The organism is Stenotrophomonas maltophilia (assembly GCF_900186865.1).
Classification (GTDB): Bacteria; Pseudomonadota; Gammaproteobacteria; order Xanthomonadales; family Xanthomonadaceae; genus Stenotrophomonas; species Stenotrophomonas maltophilia.
Map to the genome: position 1 here is coordinate 2,809,116 of NZ_LT906480.1, position 22,697 is coordinate 2,831,812.

12 protein-coding genes are annotated in these 22,697 nt (G+C 68.3%); 4 read left to right on the top strand and 8 right to left on the bottom strand.

Annotated features, from left to right (window positions below; all coding sequences use genetic code 11):
- Positions 1–17: 17 nt before the first annotated feature.
- The 6 genes from CKW06_RS13480 to CKW06_RS13505 all read right to left on the bottom strand — a co-directional run bounded on the left by CKW06_RS13480 (position 18) and on the right by CKW06_RS13505 (position 6,801).
- On the bottom strand, positions 18–347 hold the full coding sequence (locus CKW06_RS13480; protein ID WP_005409871.1) for a hypothetical protein: 330 nt from the start codon (positions 345–347) through the stop codon (positions 18–20).
- A 97-nt stretch (positions 348–444) separates the two neighbouring features.
- A complete protein-coding gene (locus CKW06_RS13485) occupies positions 445–2,190 on the bottom strand; it encodes a putative porin (protein WP_024956503.1) in 1,746 nt (581 codons plus the stop codon).
- Between the two features lie 42 nt (positions 2,191–2,232).
- Positions 2,233–2,898, bottom strand: coding sequence for a TonB family protein (locus CKW06_RS13490; RefSeq protein ID WP_038646013.1), 666 nt, complete (start codon positions 2,896–2,898; stop codon positions 2,233–2,235).
- Between the two features lie 39 nt (positions 2,899–2,937).
- Positions 2,938–3,351: an ExbD/TolR family protein gene (locus CKW06_RS13495; protein ID WP_005409874.1), complete on the bottom strand. Its 414-nt coding sequence runs from the start codon at positions 3,349–3,351 to the stop codon at positions 2,938–2,940.
- A gap of 10 nt (positions 3,352–3,361) precedes the next feature.
- Entirely contained in the window at positions 3,362–5,146 is a 1,785-nt protein-coding gene (locus CKW06_RS13500) for a DUF2341 domain-containing protein (protein WP_024956501.1), read from the bottom strand.
- A 38-nt stretch (positions 5,147–5,184) separates the two neighbouring features.
- Positions 5,185–6,801, bottom strand: coding sequence for a ShlB/FhaC/HecB family hemolysin secretion/activation protein (locus CKW06_RS13505; RefSeq protein ID WP_024956500.1), 1,617 nt, complete (start codon positions 6,799–6,801; stop codon positions 5,185–5,187).
- Positions 6,802–7,002: 201 nt separating this feature from the next.
- Between CKW06_RS13505 and CKW06_RS13510 the strand changes: the two genes are divergently transcribed.
- Positions 7,003–7,338: a hypothetical protein gene (locus tag CKW06_RS13510; protein ID WP_024956499.1), complete on the top strand. Its 336-nt coding sequence runs from the start codon at positions 7,003–7,005 to the stop codon at positions 7,336–7,338.
- 130 nt (positions 7,339–7,468) lie between these two features.
- Here the strand turns inward: CKW06_RS13510 and CKW06_RS13515 are convergent, their stop codons facing one another.
- Positions 7,469–7,930 (bottom strand): general secretion pathway protein, encoded by a 462-nt coding sequence (locus tag CKW06_RS13515; protein WP_172958419.1) that lies wholly within the window; start codon positions 7,928–7,930, stop codon positions 7,469–7,471.
- A 103-nt stretch (positions 7,931–8,033) separates the two neighbouring features.
- On the opposite strand from CKW06_RS13515, the gene gspH reads away from it, so the two are divergent.
- The 3 genes from gspH to CKW06_RS13530 are packed head-to-tail and all read left to right on the top strand — an operon-like array spanning position 8,034 to position 9,450.
- On the top strand, positions 8,034–8,480 hold the full coding sequence (gspH, locus tag CKW06_RS13520) for a type II secretion system minor pseudopilin GspH (RefSeq protein ID WP_024956497.1): 447 nt from the start codon (positions 8,034–8,036) through the stop codon (positions 8,478–8,480).
- An 8-nt stretch (positions 8,481–8,488) separates the two neighbouring features.
- Positions 8,489–8,839 carry a type II secretion system minor pseudopilin GspI gene (gspI, locus tag CKW06_RS13525; protein ID WP_174522841.1) on the top strand — a complete coding sequence of 117 codons (351 nt, stop codon included), beginning with the start codon at positions 8,489–8,491 and terminating at the stop codon, positions 8,837–8,839.
- Positions 8,836–9,450, top strand: coding sequence for a prepilin-type N-terminal cleavage/methylation domain-containing protein (locus CKW06_RS13530; protein ID WP_012480441.1), 615 nt, complete (start codon positions 8,836–8,838; stop codon positions 9,448–9,450). The genes gspI and CKW06_RS13530 overlap by 4 nt, the downstream gene beginning before the upstream one ends.
- Positions 9,451–10,280: 830 nt before the next feature.
- Here the strand turns inward: CKW06_RS13530 and CKW06_RS13535 are convergent.
- Positions 10,281–22,664: a filamentous haemagglutinin family protein gene (locus tag CKW06_RS13535; protein WP_024956495.1), complete on the bottom strand. Its 12,384-nt coding sequence runs from the start codon at positions 22,662–22,664 to the stop codon at positions 10,281–10,283.
- Between the last annotated feature and the right edge of the window lie 33 nt (positions 22,665–22,697).

Genomic DNA, 22,697 nt, shown 5'->3' on the forward strand with positions numbered 1-22,697 from the left:
ACTGTAGAGGCGAAAGCTCAGCGCCGTGAATGCAGCACGGTGCGCTGGCGCATCGCGTTGAATTCCTGCTCCACCTGCTGGATGTCTTCGGCCTGGAAACCGGCCGCATCCAGCAGCTGGTCGGCGGCAGCGGCGGCCAGCGGATCATCGTCACGCTGGCGCCAGCAGCGCGCCGGCAGGAAATAGCCCACCTCGCTGCGCCCGCGCATGATCACCACCGGCCGGCCTGCATACAGCAGGAACTCGGCCAGGTGCTGGCGCAGGCCCTCGACGGAAACATAGGCCGGCCCAACACCCAGCATCTGGCTGGACGGTTCGGGACTCTCGAACAGCTTGCGACGGCTCATCCACTCCTCCTTTTGAACAACGCGTGGTCTCCTTTCCTTAGACGGGCGCATCGCTGCGCCCCCGCCACGCACTACGTGATCCGCATCACGCCGCCACTCAGAAGCCGGTGTTGAACTCCAGCTGGAACACGTCGATCGACAGCGGCGCACCGGACACTTCCTTGGCCGCCATCCACTTGCCGCTGATCCAGCTGCGCGCGTCCAGCGCGTAGGCACCGCCCACGTAGTAGCCGCGGGCGTTGGTACCGCCCAGGTGGAAGTTCGGATCGTTGTAGCCGTCCGGCAGCGCATCGGCCTCGATGTGCTTGTAGCCCAGCAGCGCCTGCCACTGACCCTTCTCCTTCAGCTCGGTGGCTCCGAAGGTGGCCTGCACCATCCAGGCGGTGTCGCCGCTGCGGAAGGTGTCGATGCTGGCGGTACCGCCGGCGCCGTAGTTGTTGACGATGCCGTTCTGGGCGCGGCTGAACATGGCCTGCTTGTCGTAGGCCAGGTTGCGGATGTAATCGCCGTCCAGGCGCAGACCGACGCCCTGTGCCAGCTGCGTGTCCCAACGCAGGTTCAAGGTAGCCAGGCGGAAGGCCGAGGCCAGGCCGACGTACTGCGGGGTCGGCGTGTTGGCCGGGTCCAGCGGATTGCGCGCGATGTCGCGGATCAGCATCAGGGTGTTGCCCTTCTGCATGAACGCCGGGCGCGACCAGTCGGTGTCACAGCCCACCGCACCCGCGTACAGGGCGCACGGTGAGGACAGGCGGCCGCTGATGTTCTTGAAGTCGTAGTAGCCCAATGCAGCGCGCAACGTATTCTCGTCATTGAAGCGCCAGTTCACACCTACCTGGGCACCGGACAGCCACTTGTTCTCGTTCGGAGTCTTGACCTTGCTCTGGCTCGGCGAGCTGTCGGAGGTGTACTCCAGCGGCACCACCGCGAGGTTGCCGAACAGGTCGAGGTCGCCATCGTCGAAGTCATACTTCAGGTTCGCGGCCAGGCCATCGAAGTTGAGGTCGTTGGAGAACAGCGTGTCGCTGGTCCAGAACGGATTGCCGAAGCGGCCGCCGCGCACCGTCACCCAGTCAGCCGGGCTGTAGGCCAGCCAGGCCTGGTCCAGCCACACGTCCTTCTTGCTCAGGCCGCCACCCAGCTGCTCGGTGGTCGACACCGGGCCATTGCTGCTGCCGCTGGCCAGGCGCACGCCGGCCGTGGTGTGCTGGCCAATGGTTGCCTCGATGCCCAGGCGGGCGCGGATGCGCCACAGGTTGCGGCGGTCCTGGCGGGTGTTCAGCAGTGGCGGCAGCTGCAGGTTGGTGTTGGTGTTGGTGTCGAAGCCGTTGCCGGAATTGATCGACGACCAGTTGCTCACGATGTCGCTGTTGCGTTCGGAGAAGAAGCGCGACTCGCTGCGCACGCGCATGTCACCGGTGACCTTGATTCGCTTGGTCCATTCGGCCACTTCGTTCGGTGCCGCCCAGCCTTCCGACCTGGCCTGCGCCATCACGTCCTGGCGCACTTCGTCACGAATGCCGTCGCGCACGCTCTGCGGCACGTAGGGCACGCGCACGTCGCCAGCCTCCAGGGCCACGCCACCGCTGGCGGCCGAAGGTGCGGTGGCTGCACCGCGCTGGGCGGCCGCTGCTTCAGCCTCGGCCTGCACCAGCAATGCCTGGCCGTCTTCGGGCTTCAGCGCGCCGCTGGCGATCAGGCCCTTGATCAGCTTGACCATGGTCGTTTCGGCGGCCATCGCACCGGCCGGGGCGGCCAGGCTGAGCAGCACGGCGCAGCACAGCAGCGCCCGTCGGGCCGGCCGCGGGCGGCGGGAGTCGGTTCGTGCGCGGACGTGGTCGTTCATCACGGTTCTCATCGAAAGAAGGGAAATCACGGAGGTCGGGAATCAGGCCCCGGGCCGGCGGCCCTGGATCAGCACGCGGGCGGGGAAATCAAGCGACGCTGGGGGTGCCTGGTCGACCTTGCCGATGCGACGCAGTGCATCGAGCACGGCCGCGTCGGCCTCCTCGTTGCCACTGCCACGCACCAGTTCGACCTTTTCCAGGCGGCCGTCGTTGGCCAGCCACACATTCACCTGCAGCTGGAACGCCAGGCGCTTGACCTTGTCGTCGCGCGAGATCGCCTGCTGCATCAGGTAGCCCAGGTAGCGGCCGTAGGTAGCGTTGCCGGCGCCACCACGGCCAACGCCGGACGAACCGCCGCCACTGCCGGACTGGATACCGAAGTTGTCACCACCGGCCTGCGCATCGGCATTCATCGTTACCGGGTCGGCGTTGTCCGGGGTCGGGGTCGGCTCTTCGGCCGGCGTCGGCTGATCCAGCGGCTCCGGCTCGGGAATGGCCTCTTCCGGCGGCGTTTCGGGTTCCGGCGGCTTTTCCGGTGGCGGCGGCGGCGGCGGAGGGGGCGGCGGCAGCGCCAGCATCGGCGGCTGCACCACCGGCCGACGGGTACTGGCAGTGTCCCTGAACAGCATCCACCACACGGCGATGCCGAGCACCAGCAACGCGGCCAGCACCAGCGCGACGGTCACCAGCAACTGGCGACCGCGCATACCGAGCTCCGGCCGAGGGGGTTGATGGGCCGTCATGCCTCAGCCCTGCGCCTTGCCGGTGACCAGGCCGACCTGGGCCAGCTCCAGCCGCCGCAGCAGGTCCAGCACCTCGACCACGCGGGCGTACTGCACCTGCGCATCACCGCGCACGATCACCGGGAAATCCGGCGTGGTCGCGCGCTCGGTGCGCAGCCGGTCTTCCAGTTCGGCCATCGTCACCGGGTAGGCATCCAGGAACACCTGTCCACTGGGGTCGATGGTGATCGCCTTGGTCTTCGGCTTCTCCAGCGCGACGCTGTTGCTGGCCTTCGGCAGGTTGACCTCGATGCCGGGGATGGAGGCGTTGCTGGTCAGGATGAAGATCACCAGCACCACCAGCAGCACGTCGACGAAGGGCGTCACGTTGATGCCCTTCTCGCGCTTCTTGATGCCGAACTTCGCCTTCTGGCCCATGGTGCGCCCCTCAGCCCTGGACCGCGGCCGGGCCGCGCCCGTCCTGCTCTTCGGCCAGGCGTGCGGCGAACTCGTCGATGAACACCGCCATGTCCGCGCCGATCGCTTCGGCACGCGCGCCCAGGTAGTTGTAGCCGAACAGCGCCGGGATCGCGACGCCGAGGCCGGCAGCGGTACACAGCAGCGCCGCCGCCATGCCGGGCGCCACCGAATCGATGTCCACCGCGCCAGCCATCGCCGCCACCACGAACACCAGCATGATGCCGATCACGGTACCGAACAGGCCCACGTACGGCGCACCTTCGATGGTGGTCGACAGCCAGTTCATGCGCCGCGCCATCGCTTCCTGCTCGCGCACCATCACCGCATCCATCGAGGCGCGGATCGCCGCAATGGTGGCACCACTGAGATAGCCACTATTGCCGTCCCGCTGGTGGCGCTGCTGCATTTCATCGATGGCCACCTGGTAGATGCGCCACAGCGAACCGTCGTGCATCGCGGTGGGTGCCTTGCCCTGGCGGTCCATGTCGGACAGGGTGCGCAGCGGCACACCCGACAGCTTGCCGAAGCTCTCGGTGAACACTGCATTGGCCTTGCTGGTACGGCCAAAGTGCCGCCCCTTGGCGATCATGATCGCCCACGACAGCAGCATCATCAGGCCGAGGATGGCGACCACCACCCAGGCGTCGAACGGCATCGCCTTGAGGATGAAGGCGAAGTGGCTCTGCCCGGCGGACTGCTCGTCGGCGCCGTAGCTGATCAGGCGCGAGTCGGCGCCCTGCGCGGTGGCATCGGCCAGCAGCAGCGCGGCCGGACGTGCCACGCGCGAGATACGCAGCTCATCCAGCGCGCCTTCGAAGCTGGCCAGCGGCTGCACCGCGCCCGGCACATCGGCGCCCACCACCGGCGCGGTGGTCAGCGCCGGCAGCTCGCCGCTCAGCTGGGCGACCACGCGGCCATTGAGGTACAACTGCAGTGCGCCCTTCTCTGCGGTCAGCGCCACATGCGCCCACTGCCCTTCCGGAACCGGCTGCGCCGGCGTGCTGCGCTGGCCATTGAGCTGCACGAACGGCACCCGGTTTTCGATGCCCAGCACCAGTTCGGACGCACCGTCGCGACGCGCGTAGATCGCCTGTGCAGCGTTGTTGCTGCCTGGCTTAATCCAAGCCGAAACAGTGAGCGGCGCGCCCGCCTCCTGCGCAAGCGATGCGCTGGCCGGCAGCGACAGCGGGGCTGCACCCAACTGAACGCCGCGGCCGATCACCGAGCCTTCCGATGGCGGCACCACGGCACCGGCATTGTTGCCATAAGCGGTGGTGTCGCGTGCCGGCGCATTGGCCTCGGCGAAGTGGTAGACCAGCGTATAGTCCGGATCGAACACCTGCTGGCCGTTGCCGCTGGCGGGGGCCTTTTCATTGCCGTAGTACATCCAGATCGTCTGCGGTGCCGCAGCGCTGACCGCCGGCACGTCCACCCAGACCAGGGCCAGGCCCAGCTTGGGATCGAACTGTTCGATCTGGTGGGCCAGCACGGTGCGGCCATCACCCGAGACAAAGCGCAGGTCGTTGCCCGCATCCTGGGTGCCGTCGAAGCCGAAGTTGCCGGTGTGCAGGCGCAGCAGCAGCGGCGTGCGACCCGGATCACCGGCCAGGCCCGCGCCCTGCGGGCCGGCGTCGACAGTGATCGGCTTGCGGTACTTCCATTCGGCCTGCCACCAATTGGCATCGGCCGCAGCGGCCGGCAGCGCAACCAGCGCGGCCAGCAGCAACAACACTCGGGAAAGCAAACGGTCCATGCGAAGGGTCTCCGGAGAACGCATGTTCAAGGGAAGGGTCAGTAACTGGTGCTGATGTTGAAATGCAGGCGTGGGTCGTCCTTGCGCGTGACCGGGCCATCGGCATACGGCCAGGCGTAGTCCAGACGAAGTTGGAGGTGTTCACCCAGGCGCAGCTGCGCGCCCAGACCGACCGAGGCCAGGTTGTACTTGTCGCGCTGTTCGGGCAGCGGCTGGCGCAGGCGCAGGTAGGCCGCGTCGGCAAAGCTGTAGACACGCAGGTCGGTGCCGCTCCACAGCGACCACGCAGGCGTGCGCCATTCCAGGCTGGCCAGGCCGCCGTAATCGCCGATCGCCTCGGCCGACAGATAGCCGCGCACGGTGTACATGCCACCGGCGGCGAACTGCTCGGCCGACACCAGCGGCGCATCGGTCACCTGCAACGAGCCGCGTGCATACCACTGCCAGTCGCTGCTGAACGTGCGCGTGTTGGCGACGTCCGCCTTGAACGCGACGAAACTGGGGTCTGCCCAGTAGCGCTTCTGCCCGAACCCGATGGCATCACTGCCATAGCCGAACAGACGACGGGTACCGGCCACCAGCTGCGTGTTGATACTCAACTGATCCTTCTCGCCCTGGCGCACACCGACAAACCCCAGGGTGATCGGCGCGTACTTCAGCGGCGTCTTCAGGCTCTCCTTGCCCATCTGCGTGTCTTCCTCGGTGTCCTTGAAGTCCACGCCGAGGCTGAGCTGGCGCCACCACTGGCTGCTGCCGGCCAGTCGATAGTTGAGCTTGAGACCGATCGAATGGCCGTTGCCGATCACATTGGTTCCGGTGCCGGTACCGACCTGTCCGCCCGCGTTCAGCACGCGGCTGTCGGACTTGTAGCCGGAGGCTTCCAGGCTCCACGGCGTGCCTTCGAACGGCATCGTGTACGAGGCCGAGAACACCTTGGCCTGCTTTGTATCTTCCGGCGCCAGGTACACGCCGATGTTGGCGCTGTGCCCCCGCTTCCACAGGTTGTCGTAGGCCAGCGACGCACTCAGGCGCAGCTTCTCGGTGTCTGCGCTGTGGTCGTTGTTGATTGACGCGCCGGCACGCCACGGCGACTTCTCTTCGACCTGCAGGTCCACATCCATCGTGCCCGGCACCTGGCCTTCGCGCACCAGCGGCATCACCTGGCGACGCCCGCCCTCATTCAGTGCGGTCAGTTCCTTCTGCGCCTGGTCGAAGTCCGGCACCTTGCCCTCGGCGAGTGCCGGTACGCGTTCGAGGATGCGTTCGGGCGATTCGTGCTTCGTCCCCACGACCCGCAGCTGGCCAATCGGTGTCTGCTGTACCTTCAGCAGCACCACGCCACCGCTGACCTGCTGCTCGGGCAGCTCCACGTAGACCGACTGGTAGCCCGCCTGCTGGTACAGCGCATTGACGGCATCGCGTGCCTTCTCGACATCGGCCAGGGTCTTTCCCGGTCCGAGGAAGGGCTCGACCGCGCGTTCGATCTGGCGCGGATCGAGCACGGTGTTGCCTCGCACGATGTACTCATTGATGTTCACGCTGGGCGCGGGCGCCGCCTCCTGCGCGAACAGCGGCAGCGGCAGCGCCGCCAGGGCCAGCACCAGCGGATGCAGGCGCAGCGGGAGGCGGACGGCTCGGCACGGAACAGGAGTCATCGAAGGCATCGCGTCGTATCGAAGGAAAGGGCCATGGAGCGGCGCGTGGGTCTACCAACAGGACGTGTACGTCGCGTCAAAACCGCCAACAGTTTTGTGACAGCACTGTCATCTTTTGACGGCACCGCAACGCACGCAGGCGGACCCTGCCTTCTCCACACGTCTTCATTGCAGAACGTCGATTGCTGCGGAAGATTCGAGATGCGTGAATCACTGATGGTGGAACTGCGCGCTGCCCTCATCCTTGCGTTGCTGCTGGTGCTGGCCCCGGTGCGCGCCGACGAGGCGAAGAAGCAGGAAGACGCCGCGCCCTGCATCGAAGTACAGGTCAATGGCGAACGCATTCCGGCCTGGGACTGCCTGCAGCGCAAGTTGGCGCCGGCATCGAAAGCGGCGAAGTCACCGGCACTGCCGGAGGCCGAGCGGCTGATGCGGCAGCCGGGCAACCAGCTGATGCAGTACAACCTGGAAGGCACGCGACAGCGCATGGGCGATGCCTTTGGTCGTTCGGTGGTACCGCAGCGTCCGGCGCGATGAGCCTGCGCGGCCGTAGGGCCGAGCCCACGCCTGGCAGGATTTGAAGGGTCGAGCTATCGCTCGGCAGGATTCTGTAGAGTCGAGCCAGGCTCGACTGTTCTTCCAGACGCAGCCGAGCGTAGGCTCGGCACTACGGTGCCGCGGGCACGATGCCATCGCTCGGCACCGGCGGCAGCTCAGGCACCGGCAGGCTGCGCGATTGCCCGGCCTGGTTCAATTCGACCGCGCTGGCACTGATGCTGGCCAGCACCGTGCAGGGTCCGAGTCGTTGCCCGGGCGCATACGCTTCCGCTGGGCGTCCATCCACCGAAAGCAGCGCCAGTGGCGCGTGGTCGCCGGCCATCACGCCCAGCACGACCACCTCGGTCTGCACCGCACCGGGGGACAGCAACCGCACCAGCGGCAGGCTGGCCACTGCATCGAACAGGGGGCGTGCAGGGGCCTCTGCGTGCGTTTCGCTGGCCGCCGCCGTCGGTGCCACCGCAGACAGGGTCACGCCCCAATAGGCCACCACCGCCAGCAGCAGCGTCGCCGCCAGCAGGGTCAACATGCGATTGCGATCCCAGCGCCTGCCATCCATGTTCCGCACCATCGCCACGTTCGTGTCTGCCCACGCTAGCAGCTGCCGCTGACGCTTTTGTTTCATCATGCGGGCCTACGCTGGCAGGCATCGACCTGGACAGGAGGCAACGTCGATGCAGCACGTGCCGCGTGGTTTCACCCTGCTGGAACTGATGGTGGTGCTGGTGATCATCGGCATCTGCACGGCGGGCATCGGCCTTGGCCTGGGCAGCCTGCTCGACCCCGCGCGCCAGCTGCGGCAGGAAGCTGAACGGCTGGCGCAGCGCCTGCAGGTGGCGCGCGACGAGGCGCGCATCGATGGCCGCCCCCTGCGCTGGCAGGCCGACGCCGCCGGCTACCGCTTCAGCCGCCGCGAAGGCACCCGCTGGGTTGACGTGCAGCGCGATGACCTTCTGCGTCCGCAGCAATGGCAACCGGCGGGCATCGCGGTGCAACCGACCACGCCGATTGAACTGAGCCCGGAGTGGATCGGCGTGGCGTGGGAGCTGAGGCTGTCGTTGCAGGGCCGCCAGCTGCGTCTTCGTGATGATGGCAGCGGACAGTTGCAGGTCGTGCAGTGAAGCGGAGCATGCGCGGGTTCACCCTGATCGAAGTGCTGATCGCATTGGTGATCGTTTCGATTGCGCTGGCGGCGGTGATGCGTTCGGTGGCGGTGGCGACCGATGATCAATCGCGCCTGCGCGACCGTCGGCTGGCACTGATGTGTGCGCAGGACCGCTGGCAGGAGCTGCGCCTGGCCGGGCAGCCGCCGCAGGATGCACGGCAGCGCTGCGTGCAGGGGCGCAGCAGTTTCCTGGTGCTTCAGCATATCGGCACAGGGAGTGACGGACAGCCACAGCTGGAACTCAGCGTGGTGGCCGAAGATGCGCCGCGGCAATCGCTGGCGCGGATGCAGCTGCCGTGGACGGCGGCGCAATGAAGCGTACCGCAGCAGGTTTCACCCTGATCGAGGTGATGATCGCGATCACCATCATGGGCGTGCTGGCACTGATCTGCTGGCGTGCGCTGGACAGCGTGGCCAGCAGCGACCAACGCCTGCGCCGGGCCGATGCCGAGACCACGACGGCGCTGCGCGTGCTGCAGCAGTTCCAGCGCGACATCGAGATGCGTGCCGACGACGCGCTGATGAACGGCGCGGTGCGCCCGGCGGATCAGCCTCAGCGCCTGCTACCCCCTTCGCTGGTGAGCGAACGGCATCCGGATGGAAGCTTCGCGCTGGAGATCACCCGCAGCTTGGGCAGCGACGGGTTGCGCTGGCAACGTGTTCGCTGGTGGCGACAGGGAAGCACGCTGTGGCGGGCCAGTGGCGCTGCGACGGATCGCTACCCTTTGCCCGCACCGGATCCGTCAAAGGGGATCGCGGTGGCGCAGGATGTGCAGCGATTCGAGGTACGCGCCTGGCAGCCGGGCGCCGGGTGGGCGCTGCTACCGAGCAAAGGCGAGGTGCTGCCGGCCACCGGGCTGGAACTGCGGTTGGGCCTGCGCGATGGGCGTGGGCCGTTGAGTTACCGGCGCGTGCTGGAGCTTTAGGATTCCTTCCAGGCAAAGCATCCACGCATGGCGTGGATCTACTGCCAAGCCCGCTCTGGTGGGTGCCGACCTTGGTCGGCACTGAAGCTGGCCCAGCCATCCACGCATGGCGTGGATCTACTGCCGAGCGGCTCCTACTGCCCGGCCTGCTTTGGTGGGTGCCGACCTTGGTCGGCACTGAGGCTGGCCCAGCCATCCACGCATGGCGTGGATCTACTGCCGAGCGGCTTCTACTGCCCGGCCTGCTTTGGTGGGTGCCGACCTTGGTCGGCACTGAGGCTGGCCCAGCCATCCACGCATGGCGTGGATCTACTGCCGAGCGGCTTCTACTGCCTGGCCTGCCCTGGTGGGTGCCGACCGTTGGTCGGCACTGAGGCTGGCCCAGCCATCCACGCATGGCGCGGATCTACTGCCGAGCGGCTTCTACTGCCCGGCCTGCTTTGGTGGGTGCCGACCTTGGTCGGCACTGAGGCTGGCCCAGCCATCCACGCATGGCGTGGATCTACTGCCGAGCGGCTTCTACTGCCCGGCCTGCCCTGGTGGGTGCCGACCGTTGGTCGGCACTGAGGCTGGCCCAGCCATCCACGCATGGCGCGGATCTACTGCCGAGCCTGCCGCCGGGTGCTCTCCTGCACCCGGCGGCGCCGTGTCGGTGATCCTCACCGCTGATGGCCGCTCCCTGCCCTCCGTGCCGTCCTGGCTGGGGCCGCTGCCGTTCCGTGGCGGCTGGCCTGATGCTGTTCGTTCTTTCGGCCCGGTCGCATCCACGCATGGCGTGGATCTACTGCCGACCTTGGTGGGCAGCAACGTGTGCCGACCAAGGACGGCACCTACCGGCGCTGCGTGCCCTCGTCGCGACTTGCCTGCGGGAACTGGAAGGCACTGTTGGCGTCATAGCCGCTGTTGGCAGTGTTGCCACGCGCCGGCGGATTGATGGTGCTGGTGCCACTGCCGAAGCCGAGGATCTGCACGCTGATCACCGACGGCTGGTTGCGCCGTGCCTCGTCCTGGCTCTTGCGCATCACATCCTGTGCAGCCTGGCTGGCGCTGTTGGCTGCCGCACTGGCCGAGGCCAGCGCATTGACGTTCACCGATGCCAGCACCGGCAGGCCCTTGCTCTCGCCCTGTACCTGGATGTTGGCGGCATTGAGCACCTGCAGCGCCGCCAGGTTGATGTTGCCCGAGACGCGGATACCGGCCTCGCCCGCGTCGATGGTGCCCAGCGGCGCGACCAGGTCGACGTCGCCCGGTCGTACTTCGGCGATGGGGTTCAAGGTCGCGATGCCTGCGCCACTGGCGGGAGCCTGCGGCGACAGGATCACATTGCCCCAGCCGTCATAGACGCGACGCGGTGGCGTGTACAGCAGCGTCGTCTGCGAACCGCGACCGGCATTGATGTCACCCTGCTCCGACCACGCCAGGATGTCGCCGCCGAACGTGGTCATCACCCGCGACAGGCCCAGCAGCACGCTGTCCTGGCTGAACAGGCGGATATCGCCCTGCCCCTGAGTGACAAGGCCGGCGCTGGCAGGTGGCACCACGCCCTGCACACCGATCACGATCTGCCCACCCGGTGCCATCAGCTCGATGTTGCCGCCGGCTTCGGTACGCACGCCGGAGCCGCCGTACATCAGGATATCGCCGGTACGGTCGATCGTCGCACCGGCCGCATTCCTGTCCGGCATCAGCGTGGCGATGGCTTCGCGCCCACGCAGGTAGGAGCCGAAGCGGGGCCCTTCTGCATCGGTATATTCCCTTCCACCTTCGCGCAGCTCGGCGTAATAGACCTGGCGCAGGAAGATGCGCTGCTGTTCCTGCGGCAGCGCATCGAGCGCGGCCAGCGCCCCGTCGCCGTCGGCAGCCACGCCGAAGCGCTGCTGCAGCCACTGCTTCAGCTCCTGGTTGTAGACCTTGACTGCCTTGCCCGGCTGCGATGCAAGCGATTGCGCGGGATCGGCAAGGTTGACTGGGTCCAGATAACGGGCACGCAGGGCCGCGAAGTCGATCTGCTGGTTGCCGGCCGTCAGCGCGATGCTGGCGCCGGGACGGGTGTCGCCCTGCACGATGCCACCGAGGCTGACGATGCTGCCCGCATCCTCCTGGCGCAGCTGGCGGCCGGCACTGATCTCGGTGTTGCCGGGGCCAGCGATGGTCGCGTTCAGATGCACGATGTCGCGGCCTGCCGCCGCCACCGTGATGTCGGTGGGCGCGGTGTTCAACGCGGTCATCGACACCCCGAGGATGTCCCGGCCTGCGCGCAGTTGCACGGCGCCGGCGGCCTCGAACCAGTTCAACTGCGTGCGCTGCCCCGCGTTGGGATTCAGCGTGCGCCGGGCGCCGGTGGCCAGGCCGATAATGTCGCCCTGCACCGCGTAGAAACGGCTCGGCGCCAGGGCCGCAGACACGGAGGACAGCGGAGTATTCGGACCGAACGCAAACAGCGGAAGCGACGCGTCCGGCGATGCAATGTTGCCGTCGACCGACAGGTTGTGCCGCGTGCGGGTCACATTGCCTGCGGAATCCCCCTGCTCGGCCATGAATGCCGGGTCGAAGGGTCCCGGCAGGCGCGCGTCACTGGCCGAGCGCGCGATCTGGGTCGCGCCAGGCTGGGCGAAGATGCCGCCACCGGCCAGGACGTCCAACCGTCCTGTCGCCGAGGGTGCCAGCAGGATCACATCCTGCGTCCCCGGCGTGGTGCTGATCCGGTCCAGCTTGATGTCACCCTGCGCAGCAATCGCGCTGAAGCGCGAAGGATAGAGCCAGTAATTCAGCAGATCATCACCGCCACGCACAACAAGCTGGACCTGCTCGCGCCACAGATTGCTGCCCGTCACGTTTTCCGGCCCGGCGAGGCCTGGCGCGAGGTCACCACCGGCACTGAACAGATCCACGGCCGTGTTGGCGGTCCACAGCGAGAACCACGTACTGCCTGCAGCGCGCGCGCCATCATCCAGCAGCACCGCGCTGTAGTTGGCCAGCGGAACCCGGCCGGCATCGGCGACGCCGCCGAGCACCACATCGCCCCGCGCCTGCAGCTGCGCGACCGCATCGCCCAGCACCAGCACCGGCCCGCCCATCGGGCGAGCGGCGTCGGCGGCGAACAGATCGGCCGCACGCAGCTGGCCCAGCGTCGCGTAGCTTTCCAGGGTGACGCCCATTGCACCGATGCGTCCCGCATCCAGCTGCAGGCTGCCACGCAGATTGCTGAAGGTACCGTTGAGGTCGAGATTCTGTCCCGCCCTGGAGGCATTGAGGCTGGAGAACGTCGCCCGCAGATTCGGATTCAGTGCGCCACCGATACGCAGTTGCAGGTCGCCGCCGCCGGTCAGGTGCAGCTGGCCATCGCTGACCCGGCCGGTCGATCCCACCGCCGCGATGATCGCACCCGAGCGCGGTGCGATCGTCGAGTCCAGCGCGTCACCTATCGCATCGCGCACGCCGGCGTCACGCCCGGCCTCCAGCGTCAGGTTGCCGCCGCCCAATGTACCGAAGCCGGTGAAGCCGACCATCCGCGGAGAGGCGCCAGCAGCAGCGGACACGTTGGTGTAGGCGCCAAAGTTCACCCACCAGCTGGTCGGCACCGGCTCCACACCGGTGGTGCTGCCGGTTCCCTGCCGCCACAGCCAATTGCCGACCGCGGCACTGGAATACAGCGCCCAGTCGCGCTCGCTGGTGCCCGACTCTGCGCGCCCGGTCCAGACGTCACCGACGATATCGCGCCCGGCTTCGACGCGCAGGTTGCCGCCATGATCGGGATACCAGGCCTGGTAGCCGGCCAACGCGGCATCATAGCTGCCCGGCACCAGGTTCGGACCCAGCAGTGCGGTGTTCCTGGGGGCTGCTGCACGGGGCGAATTGAAGGCAGCGTCGCGGCCCTCGCCCAGCGTGGTGGGAGCGCCCGCCGTGTACACACCGAAGCCGGACTTCATCACGACATCACCGGCAGCGAGCAGTTCAAGGTCCCCCTTGCCGGTGCGCAGCACGCTCCGCGCCGGCGTGCCTGCGCGCTTGCCGTAAGTGGTCACTTCGGTCTGCGTGCCACCGCCGGCGCAGTAGGTGGGCGCCGTGCTGCAGAACTCGTCTTCGGTCATGCCAAACATCGCGGCGAAGTCCTTCGCAGGGGTGCCTACGTAGGACTCGTCGCCCCAGTAATCCAGCGAGCCCTGCGCGGCCACCTGGCGGGGGGCCGGGCCGCAGTAGTCGGCCGACATCGCGCAGAACTCGTCTTCGGTGAAGCCGAACATGTCGGCCAACTCCGCGATCGGACGGCCTGCATAGGAGGTGTCGCCGATCCAGTCCAGCGATGCCCGCTCAGTCAACGCACGATCACCCACCCAGACGATTTCGGTCTTGACCGTACCGATCGAGCCCTGGTGGGTGTCGGCCAGCATCACGCTGCCTTCACTGCCCCAGCGCCGGCTGCGTGGGTCGGCTGCCCCGGCATCGGCACCGGCAACCACGGTCAGGTCCCAGGAGGTGGTGCCCTCGGCCAGCATCGGCGCCAGCGCCCAGTTGCGCCCCTGGTTGCCGCCGGCATCGGCCGGCCGCAGATTCACCGGCCCGTTGCCGGGCAACTCCACCTTGGTCAACGATGGGATGTACGCGCCCACCTTGAGCTCGACTTCCCGTGCCAGGCGCAACGCAACCGGCAGCATCGCGCCGGCGGGCCATTCCTGTGCCGCCATCTGTACCGCACTGCGCAGGCGGAAGCCGGCCCCCAGGCGCGCACCGGCCGCCAACACCAGCGGCTCCTGCAGCACGGTGCCCGCCGCCAGCGTCTGCCCGGAGTCGGTGGTCACCGCCGCACCCAGCACCGTGCCCGCTGGCAGGCGCAGGTTCTGCGAGATCACCATCGGCGCGGGCAGCACGGTACCGACCGGAAGCGTTACCGATTCGACCGGCACGTCATAGTTCAGGCGGGTACCGGCCTGGAACTCGGTGCCGGGCTGCAGCTTCACTCCGTCCACCGGCACCACCAGGCCGCCGCCAAAGGGGGTTTGCCCCGCGCTGCCATTGCGACCCTCATATAGCTGCCAGCCACCCTCATCCGGCGTGGACGGCGGCGGTGCGAACCCATCGTTGATGCTGCCGTAGACGTTGATGTTGCCTTCGGCCCGCAGCACCAGCGAGGCCGATTCGCCGAAGCCACGCCGCGATGGATCGGCGCGGTTGGCTTCGGGCCCGTAGCGGTAGCCGGACAGATCGATGTCGCCGGCAATGGTCAGGTCGCCGTCCGGGTTGGCGTCGCTGCGCCGCGCCAGCACCTGCACGCCGGGACGAAGGCGGACATCGCCCAGCGCCCGCGTGCGCTGCTGCAGATCCGCGTTGTCCAGCGCAGCATCGATCCAGGCCACGCTGTGCGGATCGACCACCTGGTCCAGCCACTGCTGGGTGACCAGCTGCGCGCGGTTGCCGCGCACGTCAGCGGTGGCTGCCAGGGGCGCATCGTCGTAGCGGCGAACACCATTGAGCTGGATGTCGGCCGCGCCATCGATGCGCAGGCCGGTGGCCGCGGCAATCGCCGCGTCGTTGCTGCCCAGCCGCGGCACATCGATCTTCAGCGTGCCGCGCGGGGTGCCATCGTTCTGGCCAGGACGTCCACCGACGGTAACATCGCTGCCCGCACGCAGGTCCAGCTGCGCCGCGCTGCCCAGGCCGACGGCACCTTCGGCGCTGCCCAGCGTGATGGTGGCCCGGTTTGGACTGTCGATGATCTTGCCATGGCTGTCCACGCGCAGGCCGGTACCGTGCGCGTCCAGCGTGCCGTCCACCTGCAACTGATCGCGGGCGTACAGGCGGATGCTGCCGACCTGCTCGCCGCTGGCATCGATGCGGCCGGCCACGGTCAGGCTGCCCGCATCGACGCTGATATCGACCCGGCGCGCCTTCACTTCGTCGCCGATCCGCAGATCGCCCTCACCGATCTGGAAGCTGCGACCGCCGACGACGCCGCCGGCGGTCAATCGCTGGTTGAGGCCGGCGAAGTCCTGCAGCTGGCGTGCCCGCACCACCAGTTCGCCACCGTCGTAGGGCACCAGCGTGCCACCGGCATCGTAGCAACCAGTGGCGGCACCCTGCAGAACACCGGCCAGATCGGCTCGGCCGGCCATTGCGGTGACCGTCAGGCGTCCGCCTCGGTTGTTGCGGGCGGAAACATCGATGCGGGAGGCCGCATCGGCGCGGATGTCACCCGTGTCGCTGGACAGCAGGACATCGCCGCCCCAGCTGAACTTGTCCACGTCGTACAGCGAGACCTTGCGTCCGGCCAGATCCAACGCGGCCCGGCTGCCAAGCGTGATGCCCTGGCGTGCGTTCGCCGACAGCCGTCCGGACGCCAGCGCGATCGTGCTGTCCAGCGTGATCCGGTTGGCGTCGATGCTCAGCTCACTGCCCAGTGCATCGCCACCCGCCTTGCCGGTGCCCCCCTGCAGGCGGAAGTCGCCGCCGGTGCGCACGCGCAGCCGCGCGGCGGGATCGGCCGTCAACAGCGGTGTATCGATACCCAGGCTGCCTCCGCTGTACTGCCAGCCCTTGTCGGCCAGATAGTCACCGCGCTGCTGGAACACGTCCAGCGTGCCCTGCGCGGAGAACGACAGCTGCTCCGAAGCACTCAGGTTCAGCGCACTGAATCCGAGCACCTGCCGGTTCGCAGGTACTTCAGAACTGGGACGGCTGAATGGCGCCCGCCCCAGCTGCAGCTGGCGGGTAAAGATGTCCAGCTGCCCGGCGCCGAGCCGGTTCACCATCGGATCGGCCGGCGGCACCGACGCGTCACTGCCCGGCGCCTGGCTCGCCGCCAATGAGCCGTCCCAGACCAGCGTGTCCACCAGGATGCGCGCCCGGTCAGTCGCAGCACCGTAGCCGCGGATGGCCTGCGCACCAAGCACGAGCGTCTGCAGGCCACTGCGGCCGGTGGCACTGTCGCGCGCGTCCAGGTCGACGCTGCCGAACACGTTGACAGAGTCCCGCGCGACCAGGCTCAGCGTGTCCAGCGCCGGCGCGCCGGTGGCATCATTGCCGCGCAGCAGTTGCTGCAGCACGGACTGGTTCATGGTCATGCCACTGGGCAGCGCCCCTGCCGCAGCGGCCAGGGCGATCGCTTCGGCACTGCCGAGGTTCAGCGCCGCCATGCTCAGGCCGAGCTGACGGGTGCCATAGCTGGCCGAGTCGCGCATCTGCAGCGCGCCATCGGTCGCTACCGCGATGCTGCCATCGGAAACCAGCCGGGTCTGGCCGTCGCACGCCGTCTGGCACCCCCCGATGTCGATCGCCACTGGACCGGCCTCCACCCCGGTGGTGCCGGTGATCAGGTTCAGGCGCTGGTTGGACACCGCCAGCAGGCCGCCGGAGACCTGGTAAGGCAGGGTCGCGCTGGCATTCGCGTTGGCGGATGCGAACGGCAGTGTATCGAGGGTCGCACCGGCCTCGACCAGCACGCCGCTGCCACCGGAGGCCGCTGCCACCAGCACTTCCGGTGCGTTCAAGGTGACGCCGGAACGGATCGCCACGCTGCGCGCCTGGCCGGTCACCGCCACCTGCGAGGCCTCCTGGTTGAACTGCCCGCCGATCATCATCCGCGCCGGCAGGAAGGCATTGAGCGCGTCGTCGCTGAAGGTGGCACCGCGATCACGCGCCTGCGATTGCGCACCGCCGTCGACGATCTCCAGTGAACCGACCGCCGGGCTGGCCAACGTGGCTGTCAGCGTGCCGCCTCGCCCGTTGTCGGTGGCGGCGCCGAACCGCGCGGTGCCGGCGAAGCGGATGGCAGGCGTGTCTGCACGACCTGCGCCTTCGCCCAACGCAAGGGTCAACCCGAGCGCATCGATGGTCTGCCAGCCACGCGACTCGCCGCGGCGGTCGGCCACCGATTGCGCGAAGCTGTTGTAGGAGGTTTCGTTGTAGCCCGAGTGCCGGCGTACTACTGCGGCGGGGGTCAGCAGGATGTCGGTGAGCAACGGCGAGATTGCCGCGCCCAGCGCCGTGCGCTGCTGCCCGGACACACGCCAGGTGCCGGTACCGGTCGCGATGGGTTGCGCGATGCCCGAGGTGCCGGTGGCGCCCAGCTCAACCCGGAATGCACCGGGCTGCAGCGCATAGCTGGCCGGCATCAGCGTGTAGGTGCCTGCCGCCAGGCCGGGCACGCCCGCCGGCACGGTGATCTGCTGGCCCACGGCCGGTGCGGCGAATCCTTCCTCGCCGCTGGGGGCAAATGTCCCGGCGCGTCCCGGCACGATCGCATACACCGGGTTGCCCGACGCACTGAATTCATAGCGCGGATTGGCGTCGGCCAACGCCGTTCGCAGCACGTCGACAGAGCCACCGCGTCCTGACACAAAGGCGGCACCGGTCAACTCACCACCGCCGGACATGTCCAGCAGGGCCCCCGGCGCCACCTCGATCTCATTCGCCTTCAGGGTCACCCCCATCGAGGAGATGCCGGCCGGCGTCAGCGAACCCAGGCTGCGCGTACCGACCCGCCAGTCGACACCATCGACGGTGCCACCATAGGGTAGCGACAAGCCGGCGCCACTGGTCGAGGTGACGCTGCCTGGCAGCAGTTCCACCCGGCTACCGACGGTTCCGTTCTGGATAAGGCCACCCAGCTGCAGCGTGCCCATCGGCGCCTGTACGTTGCCGCCCTGCTGCACCGTGGCGGCCACCAGGCGAAGCGTACCCAGCGCCGATTCCGGCGCCGGCTTCGTGTCCGCACCGGTGCCGTGGATGCGCAGCACGGCATCCGGATCGGCCCAGTAATCAGCGGTCTGCACGGTCTGCGCCGACGCGCCGGCCACCAGCGTGCCGACCGCGCCTGTGGTGGGGTACAGGCGCGCAGCGGTCACGTCCATCGAACCAGCCGTCATCAACGCGCTGGTGTTGCCACTGCTGGCAATGCCGTTGGTCAGGCGCACGTCACTGCGGCTTTCCAGCGCCACATGCTTGAAACCCGGCAGCCAGGTGACGTCGCGGATGTCGATCAGCTCGGCCTGCACCGCCAGCGCGTGATCTTCCGGCCCGGACGAAGCGACCGCGGCGGTGCCCTGCAGGTTCTCGCCCGGCATCTGGCGCCAGCGTGCCTGCGCCAGGCGAACATAGGGCGCACTCAGTCGCAGCCCAGACGATAGCCCGGCATCCACGGCCATGCCCAGGCTCGAAGTGCCCTGGCCATGGATGCGCAGGCTCTGGGCCAGGCGCAGGTCGACGTCGCCGACCGCGCGGATGTCACCGAACACGGACAGGTTGTCGAAACCGCCGGCCTGCAGCTGCTCGACCGACAACGCGGCGTGGCCATATTCCAATGCGGCCGGCAGTGGCTGCGCCGGTGCGCTGTGCTGGCTGAGGCTGATCGCACGCGCTCGCAGTACCTCGTCGCTGGCACCACGTGCATGGATGCTCCCGCCAAAGGCCAGGCCAAGCGTGCCGCCGCGTGCGCCGGCACCACCGGCGGCCGCGTCCATCCCGCCCTCCAGGTACAGCGCGTTGGCCGAACGCAGCACGATCTGCCCGCCGTCGCTGTCCACGCGCACGCGGCCCTGGCCATCGATGTCCAGTTCGGCCGACGCGCCGCGCGCCTGCAGGCGCGCACCGCGTTCGACCACCACGAAGGCTTCCGGTGGTCGGTTGTCGACGAATGCGGTGGTCTCCCAGTCCAGCGCCCCGCCAATCTCGATGCGGCCACCTGCGCGCACCTGCCCGCGCAGGCGGCCGCTGGGATCGGGCAGCGACATCGCGTCTGCATCGGCATCCAGCAGCGCGCCCTCGGCGAAACGCCAGGTGCGTTCGGTGCGCTGCCCGGCGTACAGCGCGTTTTCCGGGCGCACATCGTCGATCAGGATGCGGCCGCCCTTCGCGCGCAGCGTGCCTTCAACATCGATGTTGCCTGCACCGAGCAGCGAGATCGTCTGCCCTGGATCAACCGCCACCAGTGCATCCTTGCCAACCCGCAGGTCACCGCCCACGCTGTTGCGCTCCGAACGCAGGCTGATGCTCGCACCCGCGCGCTGGCTGACGCGCCCGCTCGACGGATCGGCGCTGTACAGCGGCGCGTCCCACGCTGCCAGTGCGGACGCCCGGTCGGTCGCCATCCGCGCGTCCTGGGTCAGGCGCAGGCCTGGCAGGGCAGCGACCAGCCGCGCGCCATCGGCCACCTCCACACCGTGGTGGCCATTGATGTCGTACTGCGCGAAGCCACTGCCGAACAGGCCGGGGTCCAGTCGCAGCGATGTGCCCGCCAGGTCCGCATCGCCCAGCCGCACCTGGCCACCGGTCCCCAGCGAGAAGGAACCACCGCCCTGTCCTCGACCACTGAACCGGCTTCCGTCGCCCAGTTGCACCCGGCCACTGCCGTCGGTCGTCACCGTACTGCTGTTCGCCTGCAGGCTGACGCTGCCGCCTTTGCCGATATGGGCCTTGCCGCGCAGGTCCAGCGCAGCACCGGCCTCGACGTCAACCGTTGCCTTGGCGCCCACGACCACGTCATGACTGCTGCCCAGGCTCAGGCGGCCGCCATCCGTCCAGGCACCGCTCGCGTCGCGCGGCGTCGCCAGTGACGCATTGCTCCATTCACCGGAGAGATCGATCCGCGTGCCGTCGGCGATGGCGGTGCGCGCGCGGCCATCATGCAGCAGCGCCGTCGGCCGGCCCTGCACATCCAGCAGGTTGCCCGCCGACAGCTGGCCGCCGGCGATGCCGATGTCGCCTGCCAGTTCCACCTCGCTGCCGGTCAGGTTGAGCTGTCCGCCTGCCTGAAGCCGAAGGCTGCCGTCGATGCGGATGCGATCAGCGGTCGCCAGGTCGATCCGTCCCCACTGCTGGGCACTCAGCTCTGCGATATCCAGCCACACGGTGCCACGCCGCACTTCGTTGACCGGGGCCAGCAGCGACCACGCGGCCTTCGTCCGAGCCTTGTCATCCAGGCGCACATCCGAGCCGAACACACCGCTGCGGCCCTGGCCGTCGTAGCGCCCCAGGTACAGCTGCGCATTGCGCGCGACCGCCGTCTGCGCCTGCGCATAACCCTCCAGCGCGGTATCCGGCCTGCGGTTCTGCTGCGCGCCCAGAAAGGTAGCCGTCTCAACCTTTCCGTCCAGTACCGCGGTCGGTGCGGAGATGATCAGGCGTCCTGCATCGCGGCCGACCGTGTATCCGTTATCGACACGCTGCGCCGCGAATACAATCGGATCACGGAAGGTCTCGGTGATGCCCCAGCGCTCCTGCTTTACTTCATGGCCGCTGTACAGGCCATCGAACCGCATCTCCGCCGGCGCGTCATCAAGGCGGTAGACCTGGCCATCGACGCCGCGCACCCAGCTCTGCCGGATCACGCCGCTCTGCACATCCAGGCTGCCACCGGCAAGGTTGATGCGTGAGCCGCCATGCGTGATCACTTCCCTGCCGCCCAGCAGGACGGTGCCTCCCTGCGCGGCCCATTCGCCGATCGAGTGCCCCTGGTTGTCAAGGTAGCCGCCCACTTCCAGCAGGCCACCCGCCGCGTACCAGCGCTCACCCGCGTAGCCCCCGGTACCGGCCGGAACGTGGACCAGCCTGCGGCGGTCGACCCAGACCTCGCTGCTGGTCAGCTTGCCGCTGTCGCGGTTGTCCAGGGCATCGCGCAGTTCGTTGCCCTGCACCTTGACCTGGACATTGTTGCTTTCCATCGACACCTGTACGCCCACTGCGCCGGAAACATCCACGCGTGCCGCGTCGTCTACGTAGCTGCGGGCTGCCGCGTCGGCGATGATCTGGCCGCCCGTGGCAAACGTCAGCGAATCCGCACTGAAATGGATGTTGCCACCCGAGACGATCTCCACCCGCGACTGGTCCCGGCGATCATTGTGCTGGGACAGATTGTCGAAGGTCGCCGAGCGCGCGCCGGCGCGGATCGCGTCCTGCTCGGCCGACTCCTTGATGAGGCTGTTGCGCTGCGTATCCAGCACCGTGGCCTTGCCATCGTCCTCGACCAGCACCGCCGTGGTGGCTCCATCGGCAAGCGTGACGCTGCTGCCGGCATCACTGGCCGAAGCCAGAAGATGCACGGTGCCGCGCTGCGCCAGCGTGGTGCTGGCCACGGCCACACCGGCCTGCTCGACGTTGCGCCCGGCCAGGGTCACGTCACCCTCGCGGGCGCGCAGCAGACCGGTGTTGCGCACGCTGCCCGCCGTGCTGCCAGCGACGAAGCGCGGCGCGATTTCATTGCCGCGGGTGGTGGAGCTGGTATTGGTCGCCGTACCCACGCCGCGCCGGATCACGAAACTGTCACCGGCAGCGAGTTGCACCTGGCCCTTGCGCGCCTCGATATGGCCAGCATTCTCCACGCTGTGCCCGGCCAGCAGCACGTAGCCACCGCCGCGCGTCGCGCTGGTCGGCTCATGGGTCGCGATGCGGGCACCCTGCTCCACCATCACCTTGCCAAATGCATCGCTGAGCGCGCTGCTGCTGGCGTCGGGGCTGTACAGGCCGTTGTCACGGAACTGCGCATCGCTGATCCGTGCTGCAGCCGCCAGCAGATTGCGTACATTGACCTGGCTGTTGTTGCCGAACACCACCCCGTTGCGGTTGGCCACGAACACCGTGCCATTGGCCTTCAGCTGGCCCAGGATCTGGCTGGGCCGCGCCTGCGGATCATTGACGCGGTTCAGGACTGCCCAGTCAGGGTTCTGCAGGAAGTTCAGCGTGGTGTTGCCGCCGATATTGAAGGTCTCCCAGTTCAGGATCGCCTTGTCCGCGGTCTGCTCGACCGTAACCTGCACCCGCCCGTCGCTGCCCTGCGACTGGATCGCGTCGCGCGCATTGAGCCAGCCGCGGGTCAGCGGGTTCTGGTCGACGCTCAGGCCATCCTTGCCCAGGCCATCCGCAACGATGAAGCCAGCCTCGCGGCGCGCCTGCCGCGCCTGTTCCTGCAGGCGCTGCTGCAGGGCAATCGCCTGCGCAGCCGTACCGAGGTTGTCGATCGACTGCTGCAGCTTCTGCCGTGCTGCATCCTGCTGCTGGGCCGGCAACTGGAACTGGATCGGCACCCCGTTGGGCATCCGGCCGCTCTGTGCCGCGCTGCCCTGGGCCGCGCCCCGCTCGGCGAACCAGCCCGGGCTGAACGCCTGCTGCGCCTGGCTGGCCGGGGCCACCATGCTGCCCAAGGCGACCGCGATGGCCCACGCCATCGGATGATTGCGGCGCATCGGCGCGGCCGGATGAACAGCGGACGGGAGCGGGTGCGACATCGGAACCTCATCAACCTGGTGGGCCGCGGCTGC

What these genes read in the sequence shown, in the direction of transcription:
- CKW06_RS13495 (WP_005409874.1), bottom strand. Translation starts at nt 3,351, where the DNA reads ATGGGCCAGAAGGCGAAGTTCGGCATCAAGAAGCGCGAGAAGGGCATC.
- CKW06_RS13505 (WP_024956500.1), bottom strand. Translation starts at nt 6,801, where the DNA reads ATGACTCCTGTTCCGTGCCGAGCCGTCCGCCTCCCGCTGCGCCTGCAT.
- CKW06_RS13530 (WP_012480441.1), top strand. Translation starts at nt 8,836, where the DNA reads ATGAAGCGTACCGCAGCAGGTTTCACCCTGATCGAGGTGATGATCGCG.
- CKW06_RS13500 (WP_024956501.1), bottom strand. Translation starts at nt 5,146, where the DNA reads ATGGACCGTTTGCTTTCCCGAGTGTTGTTGCTGCTGGCCGCGCTGGTT.
- gspH (WP_024956497.1), top strand. Translation starts at nt 8,034, where the DNA reads ATGCAGCACGTGCCGCGTGGTTTCACCCTGCTGGAACTGATGGTGGTG.
- CKW06_RS13535 (WP_024956495.1), bottom strand. Translation starts at nt 22,664, where the DNA reads ATGTCGCACCCGCTCCCGTCCGCTGTTCATCCGGCCGCGCCGATGCGC.
- CKW06_RS13510 (WP_024956499.1), top strand. Translation starts at nt 7,003, where the DNA reads ATGCGTGAATCACTGATGGTGGAACTGCGCGCTGCCCTCATCCTTGCG.
- CKW06_RS13490 (WP_038646013.1), bottom strand. Translation starts at nt 2,898, where the DNA reads ATGCGCGGTCGCCAGTTGCTGGTGACCGTCGCGCTGGTGCTGGCCGCG.
- CKW06_RS13485 (WP_024956503.1), bottom strand. Translation starts at nt 2,190, where the DNA reads ATGAACGACCACGTCCGCGCACGAACCGACTCCCGCCGCCCGCGGCCG.
- CKW06_RS13480 (WP_005409871.1), bottom strand. Translation starts at nt 347, where the DNA reads ATGAGCCGTCGCAAGCTGTTCGAGAGTCCCGAACCGTCCAGCCAGATG.
- gspI (WP_174522841.1), top strand. Translation starts at nt 8,489, where the DNA reads ATGCGCGGGTTCACCCTGATCGAAGTGCTGATCGCATTGGTGATCGTT.
- CKW06_RS13515 (WP_172958419.1), bottom strand. Translation starts at nt 7,930, where the DNA reads ATGGTGCGGAACATGGATGGCAGGCGCTGGGATCGCAATCGCATGTTG.